Here is an 11,923-nt window from a genome sequence, read left to right on the forward strand (position 1 = left end):
CCAACTGCGGCTGATGCACATGCACCAACCCCTCCGCCGCCATGTCCGCGATCACCACACGAACCACACCCAGCGGAATCCGCAGCAACGCCGACACCTCCGCCACCGACCGCACCTGACGGCACAGCGTGCTGATCGCCTGGCGCTCCGGGGTGAGCGTGGAAAGGTCCTGGTGCACCGAGGTGGCGGAGGAGACCAGCGCCTCCATCGCCAGCTGGAGGCGTGGCGTCGTCCGTCCTCCCGTCACCGCGTAGGGCCGGACGAGGGAGCTCTGCTCCGTCTGCGCCGGCCTCGGGACGGGGGTCGCACCGCCGTACTGCCGGTGGGCGTCGGCCACCGGCGGGTAGGGCTCGTTGTTCCAGCCTCCGCCTGCCACAACGTCCTCCTGACGTTCTCGTTGTCACTCCGGAATCCCGGTGGCCACCCCGTGCGCCCCGCTCCCGGGGCGCGTTTCCCGATCTGTCCTCCGCCGTGGGTCTCAGCTCACGGAACGCCGGTCACCTCGGGTGGGACGACTGCAGCTCGGCCCGGACCGCGGGGGTCAGCACCTGCCCCGCACGCTCCACCAGCAACGTCATCTGATAGGCCACCAGACCGAGATCCGAGTCCGCCGCAGCCAGCACCGCCAGACACGACCCGTCACTGATCGACATGATCAGCAACAAACCCCGCTGCATCTCCACCACGGTCTGCGTGACGGGGCCGCCCTCGAACACCCGGGACGCCCCCTGCGTCAGACTGATCAACCCCGCGGCCACCGCCGCCAGCTGATCCGCCCGATCCTTCGGAAATCCGTCCGAGAACGCCAGAGGCAACCCGTCGGCCGACACCACCACGGTGTGCGCCACACCGGGCACGTTGTTCACGAAGTCCGTGATCAACCAGTTGATGCCGCGTGCGGCCTGACTCATCTCCCTCATCAGTCCTCCTTCTCACTGTCCTGGGCATCAGGCATGCCCAGGGACGCCGCCCCGGGGTATCCCTGGTCCTCTCCGGCCTCCCCGCGCGCGACCGCACGGCCCTGCCGTACGCCCTGCTGGAAGCTGGAGAGCCTGCTGCGCACCCGCTCGGGCGAGAGCACGGGCGGGGGTGGCGGCGGGGTGGCCGCCGCCGCGGGGGCGGGTTCCGCGGAGGGTGCGGGAGCGTTGGCGGAACCCGGCACGAGGTTGGCCTTGGGCACCCGCTTGGGCAGACCCGACGAGGTGACCCCGCCGAGGGCCGGCTCGCTGGCCGCCTGGGCCGCCTGCCAGCCGACGTCGGCCGGGGACGACCAGGCCCTGCTCTCCGCGCCGTCTTCGGCGGAGTCGTCCTTCTCCTCCGGGCCGTCGGCCTTCTTGAACCAGTCCGACTCGACTGCGGCGAAGATGGGGAGGTACTCCTCCTCCGACTCCAGCGGCGAGCTGCGCACCACCGGAAGCGGGCCGGTGTTGTCCTCGCCTTCGAAGGAACCTCGTCCGGCCCAGCCGGGCCAGCCCGCGCCGCCCTCCTCCTGCCCTCCCGGCCAGGAGGCGCTCCCCGGCGGCGGCAGGTGGCCGGGCCAGGGCGTGTCGACGGGCGCCTCACCCACGCGGCCGCGGTTGAAAGGGTTGGTGTCGAAGGGACTGGACTCGAACGAGCCCGACTCGAACGCGCCCGAGTCGAACGGGCGTGACTCGAACGCGCGTGAGTCGAAGGGTCCGGAGTCGAAGGTCGTGGTCTCGAACGGGTCCCGCTCGGCCGGCGTCTTCTCGAACGGCGTCCTGTCGGCGAAGCCCCTGTCGGGGGCCTCCTTGTCGAGGGGCGTCTTGTCGAAGGCCGCCCGGTCGAAGGGGCCGGACTCGAACGGGCTGCGGGCGAACGGGTCGGGCTGGCCGAACCCCCCGCTGTCGAAGGGGTTCCGGGCGAAGGGATCCGGCTCCGCGGGGCGCTCGAAGCCGCCCGATTCGAAGGGGTTCCGGGCGAAAGGGTCGTTGCCCGCGTTCCGCTGCGGCGGCTCGAACGGATTGCGCGAGAACGGATCGGGGTCGAAACCGGTCGTCTCGCGCGGGAAGGTCTCGAAGGGCCCGCGCTCGAAGGAGGCGGCGGCCGGGGCGCCGACCCCCGGCGCGTCCGCGCCGAACACGGGGGTGCGCGGCGGGTTGTCGAACGAGGTCGGGCTGGCGAGGGCCGGCGCGCCGAACGCGGGCTCGCCGAACGCGGGGGCGCCGAACTGCGGCCCGGTCCCGACGGCCGGCATCGGGCTGGTCAGCTCCGGCTGGGGCATGCCCGGCACTCCCGGGAAGGCCGGGCCGGCGTGGGCCAGCAGCGACTCGGGCAGCAGCACCATGGCCGTCAGGCCGCCGCTGTCCTGCTGGCGCAGCTGCACCCGGACGCCGTGGCGCAGCGCGAGGCGGCCGACCACGAACAGGCCCATCCGGCGGGACACCGACACGTCCACCACCGGCGGGTTGGCCAGTCGGTAGTTCGTCTCCGCCAGTTCCTCGGGCGTCATGCCGATGCCGAGGTCGCTCACGGAGATGATCAGGCCACCGCCGTCGATGCGGTTGCTCGACACGGTGACCTTGGTGTCGCGGGGCGAGAAGGAGATGGCGTTCTCGACCAGCTCGGCCACCAGGTGGACGACGTCGTTGACCGCCTGGCCGACGATGGACGCGCCGGGCTGCACCTGGATGTCGACGCGCTCGTAGTTCTCGACCTCCGACAGGGAGGCGCGGACGATGTCGACGATGGGCACCGGCTGGCCCCAGCGGCGCGCGGCCTCCTGCCCGGCGAGGACCAGCAGGTTCTCACTGTTACGGCGCATGCGGGTGGCGAGATGGTCGAGCTTGAACAGGTTGCCCAGCCGGTCCTCGTCCTGCTCGCCCTGCTCCAGTCCCTCGATCAGGGACAGCTGGCGTTCCACCAGGGTCTGCGTGCGCCGCGACAGGTTCACGAACATGGCGTTGACGTTGCTGCGCAGGCGCGCCTCGTCGCCCGCGAGGCGGATGGCCTCACGGTGGACCTCGTCGAAGGCCCGCGCCACCTCGCCGATCTCGTCGCGGCCGACCACGCCGATGGGGACGATGGCCGGCACCTGGGCGTTGTCACCGGCCTCCCGCAGCTTCTGGACCGTGTCGGGCAGGCGCTGCCCGGCGACCTCCAGGGCCTCGCTGCGCAGCCGTCGCAGCGGGCGTACGAGCGAGCGGGCGACGCCGGCGGTGACGAGCAGCACCGCGATCAGCAGGAGCGCGACGGCGACGGCGATGACGACGGCCCGCTGCTGCTCGTCGTCCTTGAGCGACTGGCCGCGGGCCACGATCGCCGACGTCAGCTTGGCCTCGACGGTGCGCATCCGGTTGATCGGCTGCGAGATCGCGTCGAACCACAGACGGGTGTCGTCGCGCACGGACTGGTCGAGGCCTCTGAGGTCGAAGCCCGAGTTGGCCCGGTCGAGCACGAGCGTCCGGAGGAACTCCGCCTGGTCGACCCTGCCGCCGGAGACCGTGTTGTCGTAGTCGGTCCGTTCCTCCGGCGTGGCGCTCTTGCGGAACGCGCGCAGCTCGCTCTCCTGGGCGGACATCGCGCCGAGGAAGCTCTGGAGCTGGGCCTGCTCGAACCGGCCGGAGGTCAGCACCGTGGACAGCAGGCCGCGCTGCTGGGAGGCGCTCTCCTTCGCGCGGGCGAGTGCGGCCAGGGTGACCGACATGGAGCCGAGCCGGTCGTCGACCGTGCCCTTGGCCAGTTCGTCCTGCAGGGCCAGCAGGTTGTCGATGACGAGGGTGTACTGGTCGAGCACCGCCCGCGGCTGCAGGTTCCCCTCCGCGGCCTGGCCGCGCAGCGACTCCACGCCGTCGAGCTTGCCGAGGATGTGCTCGATCTCGGCGGAGGCCCGGTCGCTCACGCCGGTCCTGATCTCGTTCGCCAGGTCGCGTACGGCGGTGGCCGCCTTGTTCGTGAGGATGGTCTGCGCCTTGACGGCGGCGGCCGCCTTGGCCGGGCGGCCGATCGTGGCGCTCCACGCGGACCGGTCCCGCTCGGTCTGCAGTTCGTGGGTGAGGTTCGCGACGCGGTCCACCAGCCGGGCCAGCTGGCTCGTCTGCTGGTACTGCGCCGCCGTGGCCACCGAGGTCACGATGCGGAACCCGCCGAGCACCAGTGCGGCCAGCGTGGGTATGAGGATCAGCGCCACCAGCCGGGAACGCACCCGCCAGTTACGCAGGAGGAAACGGCTTCCCTCGTCGGGCTCCTGCTCAGCCGGAACCCCGGTCCCGGGGCTCTCATCGGTCCGGGGGTCTAGTGTCCTCACAGGCTTCGCAACCTCTCGCCGTATGTGCGCACAGGGGGAGTGTCTCGTCACGGATGTGGTCGGCGTGACACGGGAGACGTCCTGCAGGCGAGGGTAATTGCAGCACACCGACACCAGGGAGGCCAACCGAACACCCGTGCACAAACAACCTATACAGGCACGGAGATGATGTTATTTGATTAAATATCGGGTCGTCTTCATTACCGGATTCTGCCCTTCCGGCTAGGCCACCATCTCACGAAACCACAGGCAGAAGGCTCGGAATCCGGTGACGCGGGCGGCCCGGCCGGGCGCGGCCGCGGCCGGACGCCACGAAGGGCGGCACCCCGGGGGTACCGCCCTCGCCGCCCTCTCCCCGAGGGCTCACGGGACCGCGCTCAGTATGTCCTGCCGTACGCGGCCCGGACCGTGAGCACGTACTCGACCAGGCTGATGAGCGTGGACTTGACGGCGTCCCGCGACCTGGCGTCCGTACGGACGACCGGAACGTGCGGGGGCAGGGACAGCGCCTCGCGGACCTCGTCCTCCGAGTGGAGGAACTGCCCCTCCCAGCCGTTCATCGCGACGAGGAACGGAAGCTGGGCCTCCTCGAAGTAGTCGATGGCCGGGAAACAGTCGGCGAGCCTGCGGCTGTCCACGAGCACGACCGCCCCGATGGCACCGCGGACGAGGTCGTCCCACATGAACCAGAAGCGGTGCTGCCCCGGAGTGCCGAACAGATAGAGAATGAGGTCCTGGTCGAGCGAGAGCCGGCCGAAGTCCATCGCGACCGTCGTGGTCGTCTTGTTCGGCGTGAGCCCCAGGTCGTCGATGCCGGCGCTGGCGTCGGTCATCACGGCCTCGGTCGTCAGCGGAAGGATCTCGGAGACGGCACCGACGAAGGTCGTCTTCCCGACGCCGAACCCACCCGCCACGACGATCTTCGTCGAGGTAAGACCACGACTAGAGCCTGCGTAGTCCACTGAGCACCCTTTCGAGCAGGTTGAGGTCTGGCTGTCCCTGGTTGAGCTGCGGCATGTGCAGGCGGACCAGACCCTCGTCGGCCATGTCGGCGATGAGCACACGGGCCACGCCGAGCGGGACCCGGAGCAGCGCCGAGATCTCCGCGACCGATCGTACGGTACGACACAGCATCATGATCGATTCCTGCTCCGGACCGAGCAGGGAATAGTCATTGCTCTTCAAGGCCACCGATGATACGAGCGTTTCCATCGCCAGGTGATAACGCGGCTCGGCTCGCCCACCGGTGACGGCGTACGGACGGAACAGAGGTTCGTCCTCTGTCCCGTCACGATCGCGCATGCCTCACTCCCATGGTCATCGCCGCGATGTCTGCAGCTCGGCGCGCAGCGCCGGGGTGAGCACCTGTCCGGCCCGTTCCACGAGCAGGGTCATCTGGTAGGCCACCAGACCCATGTCGCAGTCCGGGGAGGCCAGCACGGCCAGGCAGGACCCGTCGCTGATCGCCATGACCAGCAGCAGCCCGCGCTGCATCTCGACCACGGTCTGGGTGACCGAGCCTCCCTCGAACACCCGCGAGGCGCCGACGGTGAGGCTGAGCAGGCCGGCGGCGACCGCCGCGAGCTGGTCGGCGCGGTCAGGGGGGAAGCCGTCCGATTGGGCCAGCCGCAGGCCGTCCGACGAGACCACCACCGCGTGCGCCACCCCAGGGGTGGTGCCGACGAAGTCGGTGATCAGCCAGTCGAACCTGCGTGCTTCCACGCTCAGCTCAGTCACGAGCCCTCCTCCTCTTTACCCGACCCTTCGGTGAGGCCGCCGGCCGCTTGGGCCCGACCCCGCCGCACACCCTGCTGGAAGCTGGAAAGGCGGTTGCGCACCGCCTCGGCCGAGACCGGCGGACGCGGAGGCGCGGCGCTCTCCGTGCCGACCGAGCCGGGCACCAGGTTGGCCTTCGGCATGCGCTTGGGCAGTCCGGCGGCGGTGACGCCGCCGAGCGACGGGTCGCGCACGCTCGCCGCGGCCTGGAAACCACTGTCGGCCCGCGACCGCCACAAGCCGGTGTCGCCGGACTGCTCGGCGGCATTCGCCCGTCCGTCCGCCGGCCCGTCCATCGGCCCGGGGGCCGGTGCCGGGGCCGCGGCGGCCCGGGGGGTTCTCGCGATTTCTCCTGTGGTCTCCGCCGCGGTCTCCCCGTCCGCGGGCGGGACCGCGGTGGGACCGGTGTCGGAAGGACGGCGGAACCAGGCCGACTCGACCGAGGCGAAGATCGGCAGGAACTCGTCGCCGCGCTCCAGCGGCGAGTCCTCCGCCTCCGGCAGCGGACCGGTCGCCGACGCGAGGTCCCCCGCGCCGCCGGCCCGCGCCCTTGCGGGCGGCGGAGGGAAGGCGGTCGGCCCGGTGTCTCCCGGTGATCTCGTGCCTCCCGGCGCCGGAGTGAAAGCGCTCACCCCCGTGCTTTCCCGAGTGAAGGCGTTCGGACCCGTGCTCTGCGGCGACGGCGGGAACGCGTTGGGCCCGGTGCTCTGGGGCGACGGGGCGAAGGCGTTCGGTCCGGTGCTCTGGGGAGAGGACGGGAACGCGTTCTCACCCGTGCTCTGGGGTGACGGCGGGAACGCGTTCGGCCCGGTGCTGTAAGCAGAGGGTGCGAGCGCGTTCTCACCCGTGCTCTGCGGCGGCTGCGGGAACGCGTTCGGCCCGGTCGTGCCGGCCGGGGTGGCCGCGTCCCGCCGCGGGAGCGGGGTCGGCCCGGTGGGCAGTGACGGCCAGGAGGATTCGGACCGGCCGGGCGCGGGCTCCTCATCGAGCGGCGTGCCGAACGCCGAGGGCCACGACGCGCCCGCCTGCCCGCCGAAGGCCGGGCGGAGGGAGTCCGCGTCCGGAGACCCTCCCGGTGCTCCGGGCATCGGCTGCGGACCCGAGTTCCCCGTGTACGTGTTACCGGTGGCCGTGTTTCCGGCGTATGGGGTCTCGGCCGGCGGCGCCTCGGCGGGACCCGGCGCGCCGTACGGATGCTCGGGCGGCGCGGGCGCCTCCCTGACCGGAGCGCCGAACGCGGAGAAGCCGCCCGAGCCGTTTCCGCCGGACCCGGCGCCGCCGGCCACCGGGGGACGGCGCGATCCCACGCCGCCGGCCGCGCCGTTTCCGGGGTTCCACGGCTCGAACGGGCCCGCTCCCGGCGCCTGGCCGGTGGGGTTGGGCTCGGCGAACGCCTGCCGGGCCGGCAGCCCGGCCGCGGTCTGCCCGACCGGGACCGACGGACGCGGCATGAGGGGCTGGTCGGCGTTGGAGATGAGCTGCGCGGGGAACAGCACCATCGCGATGATGCCCGCGCCGTCACCCCGGCGCAGCTGCACCCGGATGCCGTGGCGCAGCGCGAGGCGGCCGACCACGAACAGGCCCATCCGGCGGGACACCGACACGTCGATCGTGGGCGGCTCGGCGAGGCGGCGGTTGATCTCCGCCAGTTCCTCGGCGGACATGCCGATTCCGGCGTCGGTGACCCCGAGCATCACGGCCCCGCCCTCGACCGGGCTGCTGGAGACCACGACCTTGGTGTTGCGCGGCGAGAAGGCGATGGCGTTCTCGACGAGCTCGGCCAGGAGGTGGACGACGTCGTTGGCGGCGTGCCCGGCCAGGGCGATGCTGCGGGGAATCCGGACGACGACCCGTTCGTAGTCCTCGACCTCCGACAGCGAGGCGCGGACCACGTCGACCAGCCGGGCGGGCTGGCTGCGCTTGCGCGGCGGCTCGTGGCCGGCGAGCACCAGGAGGTTCTCACTGTTGCGGCGCATGCGGGTGGCGAGGTGGTCCAGCTTGAACAGGTCGGCGAGGCGCCGGCCGTCCTCCTCGCCCCGCTCCAGGCCGTCGATCAGTGAGATCTGACGCTCCACCAGCGTCTGGGTGCGGCGCGAGAGGTTCACGAACATCGAGTTGACGTTGGCCCGCAGGCGCGACTCCTCGGCGGCCAGCCGTACGGCCTGCAGGTGGACCTCGTCGAATGCCTGGGCGACCTCGCCGATCTCGTCGGTGCTGCCGACCGCGATCGGTTGCACCTGCGACTCCCGGTCGGGGTCGTCCGACTCGCGCATCCGCCGTACGATCTCGGGCAGCCTGCGTCCGGCGATGTCGAGCGCCTCCACCCGCAGGCGGCGCAGCGGCCGGACCATCGAGCGCGCGATGAGCGCCGTGGTGGCCAGCACGAGGACGAGGAGGGCGAGGATCAGGGCCCCGGCGATGAGGGCGTTGCGCTGCTCGGCCGACTGCAGGTCGCGGGTCCGGTCCTGCACCAGCGACGACACGCGGCCCTCGACGGCCGCCATCTGCTCGATGGTCTTGGTACTGTCCTGGAACCACCGCTGGGCCGTGTTGTCCCTGCTGCGGTAACGGCTGAGCGACTGGTTCTGCAGGCCCAGCCTGAGCGCCCACGACTTGGTCAGCTCGCCGTTCACGACGCCCGGATCGGCGAAGAGGGTCACCAGGCGGGTCGCCTCGGCCTGCGGGGCCTCCGAGTAGAACGTCGCGAGGTAGCTCGCCTGGCGCGACTGGGCGGCCAGGAAGTCCTGCAGCTCGAAGGTGGTGAAGGTCTGGTTGCGCTCCATGAACTCGCGGGTGAGGGCGGCCCGCTGCAGGGCCACCTCCTCCTTGGCGTGGGCGAGACCGCCCAGGGCGCGGACGTCGCCGACGATCTCGGGGGCGCCGTCGCTCGTGCCCAGCTCGTCGTGCAGGCGCAGGATGTTGGCGATCAGCGCGCTGTAGTCCTCCGGCGCGCCGTTGGCGCGGATGCCGGCGAGGCTGGCGAAGCGGCTCGTGAGCTGCTGGGCCTGCTCCCCCGCCCGCGCGCCGTAGTCCGCGTCGACGTTCTTGAGGTCGGCCCTCACCTGCTGCACCAGGGGGTCCACCACCGCGCGCTGGTCGGCGCGGGTCAGCTCGGTCTGGCCGTCGATGTCGAACTTGCGCCTGCTGTTGCCTCCCCAGACGAACAGGTCGCGTTCGAGGGCGAGCTGTTCGGCCAGGTCCCGCAGGTGCACCGAGTACTCCGCCGCCGACCTGGTCCGCTGGTAGGAGGTCAGGCTGTCCATCGAGCTGACGACGCGGAGGCCGGCGAGGAGCACGGCCACGAGCGTCGGAGCGAGGATCAGCGCGGTCAGGCGTGTGGGAACCCTCCAGTTGCGCGGTGAGAACGGGCTCCTCCGCCTGCGGTTATCGGTATTCGACTGCTTCATGCTCACCGGCCCCGCCATCGTTCGGCCTGCCTTCACGCGTCTGGACAGCATGAAGTGACACAGCTATATAAGCGGGGACAATTCGACCACAAGGTCATCAAGGCGAGCGGCCCTACCCCTGCCGCAGCGCCCCAATTGTTACCAAGAGGTGAGGATCGTGACCCTTATCACCTGAGGGCCGCGAGGACGTGCTCACGCACCTGGATCCGCTGCTGTTCGTCCACAATGGGGCGGCCCGTACGATCCGCCACATAGAAGACATCCACCGCTTCTGCGCCCAGAGTCTCCACACGCGCGGCCCGTACGTCAAGTCCGCACTCGCCGAAGGCACGGCCGATACGCCACAGCAGACCAGGCCTGTCGTGCGCTCTCACCTCCACCACACTCGCCGTGTTGGACGCGTCGTCAAGTAGTGTGACGCGCGGCGGCGCCACCGGCACCCGGGAAGGGCGCATGGACCTCGCCCGCCGGGCCAGGCGCTGCTCGATGTCGAGCCGTCCGGCCAGGACGAGGCGCAGATCGGCCTCCAGCGTCGCCGGATCCGGCGGCGAGCCGTACTCGGGGACGACGACGAACTCGATGACGGCGGTCGAGCCGGCGGACGCGGCGGAGGCGGCGCGCACCGCCATCCGGTGCGCCGCGAGCACCCCGGCCGCCCGCCACAGCAGGCCCGGCCGGTCGGGCGCGACCACGGTGACCGCGCTGCCGTTGACCCGCACCGCTCCGCCGCCGTGCCGGGCGAGCGCCGCCTGCTCGGCCGACAACGCGGGCGCCGGCGCCGGCGGCGTGCCGGACAGCACCGACCTCACCCGCCTGACCAGGTCGGAGACCAGAGACGCCTTCCAGGAGTTCCACGCGGCCGGGCCGGTCGCGGTGCCGTCGGCCACGGCGAGCGCCGCCAGCAGTTCGAGGACCTCCCGGGAGCCGATCGCCTCGGCCACCCGGGAGATGGTCACCGGGTCGTCGAGGTCCCGCCGGGTGGCGGTCTCGGGCAGCAGCAGGTGATGCCGCACCACTGTGGCGAGGATCTCCACGTCCGCCTGTGGCAGGCCCATCCGGGCGCCGATGTCCCGGGCGACGATCTCACCGGTGGTCGAGTGGTCGCCCGGCCAGCCCTTGCCGATGTCGTGCAGCAGCGCCGAGATCAGCAGCAGGTCCGGGCGGGACACCTCGCGGGTGAAGGCGGCGGCTCCGGCCGCGGTCTCGATGAGGTGCCGGTCCACGGTGTACCGGTGGACCGGGTTGCGCTGGGGACGGTGCCGCACGCGCTCCCAGTCGGGGATCAGCTTGACGAGCACGCCGGCCTGGTCGAGCTCCTCCCAGACCGGTACGGCGGCCCGGCCCGCGCCGAGCAGCGCCACCAGCGCGCCGCGGGCCTCCGGGGGCCACGGCACGGGCAGCGGAGGCGACTGGGCGGCGAGCGCGTTGACCGTCGCCGGCGCCATCGGCAGCCCCGCCTCGGCGGCGGCCGCCGCCGCCCGCAGCACGAGCGTGGGGTCGGAGCGCGGGGTGACGCCGCGGGCCAGCACGACCTCGCCGCCGTGTTCGACGACGCCGTCCGCGAGTGGCCGCCGTCCGCGCGGCGCGGGACCGGTCAGCAGCCGGTCGACGGTGCGCCAGGTGGCGTCGAAGGCGTGGGAGATGGTGCGGCCGGCCTCCGCCAGGCGGCGCATCAGCGCCTCGGCGTCGAGCATGCCCAGCGTCCCGGCGACCGCGTCCTGCTCCTGGAGCACCAGGCGGTCGGTTCCCCGGGCGGTGACCAGGTGCAGCCCGTGCCTGATGTCCAGCAGCAGTTCGTACGCCTCGCGGACGCGGGGGCCGGGGGCCGAGGCCACCCAGGCGGCGGCCACGGCCTGCATCGCCTGCACGTCGCGCAGGCCGCCCCTGGCGTCCTTGAGGTCGGGTTCGAGGAGGAAGGCCAGCTCGCCGCCGGTCTCGGCGCGTTTGTCCGCCGACGCCCGCAGCTCGGCCAGCCTGCGCCGGGAGTCGGCCCGCCACTCCACGAGCACCGCCTCCCGGGCGGACCGGGTCAGTTCGGGATCGCCCACCACGTGCCGCGCCTGGATCAGCCCGAGCACGGCCTTGAGGTCCTCCCTCGCGACCTTCACCGCCTCGTCCACGGTGCGGACGGAGTGGTCGAGACCGATCCCCGAGTCCCAGATGGGGTACCAGATCCGGTCGGCGATCCTCGCCACGTCGTCGCGGCCGTTGTGGAGCAGGACGAGGTCCAGGTCGCTGCCGGGGGCGAGTTCGCCCCGGCCCAGGCTGCCCACCGCGACCAGGGCCACGCCGCTGATCCCGGTGGGAGCGGCGGGGCCTCGCTCGTCGGGGAGGCCGCCCTTCCCTCCCGATCCCTCCTCCCGCGCGTACGGCCGGGTGGCCGCCGTGCGGAACAGATCGGTGAGCCATCTGTCGATGTCCGCGGCCCGGTCCTTGCGGGTCGCGGCGAACGAGCGCGCCTCCCCTCTCATCATCC

General features: G+C 72.1%; 8 protein-coding genes. All 8 read right to left on the reverse strand.

The window, feature by feature from the left end; genetic code table 11:
- Window positions 1–376, reverse strand: a 376-nt coding sequence (locus FED44_RS24120) for a DUF742 domain-containing protein (RefSeq protein ID WP_138462163.1), incomplete at its 3' end; no start/stop codon positions are given.
- 121 nt (window positions 377–497) lie between these two features.
- Window positions 498–920, reverse strand: coding sequence for a roadblock/LC7 domain-containing protein (locus tag FED44_RS24125; RefSeq protein WP_138462164.1), 423 nt, complete (start codon window positions 918–920; stop codon window positions 498–500).
- A complete protein-coding gene (locus FED44_RS24130; RefSeq protein WP_138462165.1) occupies window positions 920–4,264 on the reverse strand; it encodes a sensor histidine kinase in 3,345 nt (1,114 codons plus the stop codon). The genes FED44_RS24125 and FED44_RS24130 overlap by 1 nt, the downstream gene beginning before the upstream one ends.
- A 377-nt stretch (window positions 4,265–4,641) precedes the next feature.
- Window positions 4,642–5,226, reverse strand: a complete 585-nt coding sequence (locus FED44_RS24135) for a GTP-binding protein (RefSeq protein ID WP_111699515.1) — start codon at window positions 5,224–5,226, stop codon at window positions 4,642–4,644.
- The gene (locus FED44_RS24140) at window positions 5,207–5,566 is read right to left on the reverse strand and encodes a DUF742 domain-containing protein (RefSeq protein ID WP_111699516.1); all 360 of its coding nucleotides are present in this window, start codon (window positions 5,564–5,566) and stop codon (window positions 5,207–5,209) included. Before FED44_RS24140 ends, FED44_RS24135 begins: the two co-directional genes overlap by 20 nt.
- A gap of 15 nt (window positions 5,567–5,581) precedes the next feature.
- Window positions 5,582–6,001 (reverse strand): roadblock/LC7 domain-containing protein, encoded by a 420-nt coding sequence (locus tag FED44_RS24145; RefSeq protein ID WP_111699517.1) that lies wholly within the window; start codon window positions 5,999–6,001, stop codon window positions 5,582–5,584.
- Window positions 5,998–9,342: a sensor histidine kinase gene (locus FED44_RS24150; protein WP_208759145.1), complete on the reverse strand. Its 3,345-nt coding sequence runs from the start codon at window positions 9,340–9,342 to the stop codon at window positions 5,998–6,000. Before FED44_RS24150 ends, FED44_RS24145 begins: the two co-directional genes overlap by 4 nt.
- 272 nt (window positions 9,343–9,614) lie before the next feature.
- The gene (locus FED44_RS24155; RefSeq protein WP_244302214.1) at window positions 9,615–11,921 is read right to left on the reverse strand and encodes a [protein-PII] uridylyltransferase; all 2,307 of its coding nucleotides are present in this window, start codon (window positions 11,919–11,921) and stop codon (window positions 9,615–9,617) included.
- Window positions 11,922–11,923 lie beyond the last annotated feature (2 nt).

The sequence above is a fragment of the Microbispora triticiradicis genome (assembly GCF_005864065.1).
Lineage (GTDB): Bacteria > Actinomycetota > Actinomycetes > Streptosporangiales > Streptosporangiaceae > Microbispora > Microbispora triticiradicis.

Bases quoted from the DNA above. Each gene is read 5' to 3' on its own strand.
- FED44_RS24125 (WP_138462164.1), bottom strand. From the start codon at position 920: ATGAGGGAGATGAGTCAGGCCGCACGCGGCATCAACTGGTTGATCACG.
- FED44_RS24140 (WP_111699516.1), bottom strand. From the start codon at position 5,566: ATGCGCGATCGTGACGGGACAGAGGACGAACCTCTGTTCCGTCCGTAC.
- FED44_RS24155 (WP_244302214.1), bottom strand. From the start codon at position 11,921: ATGATGAGAGGGGAGGCGCGCTCGTTCGCCGCGACCCGCAAGGACCGG.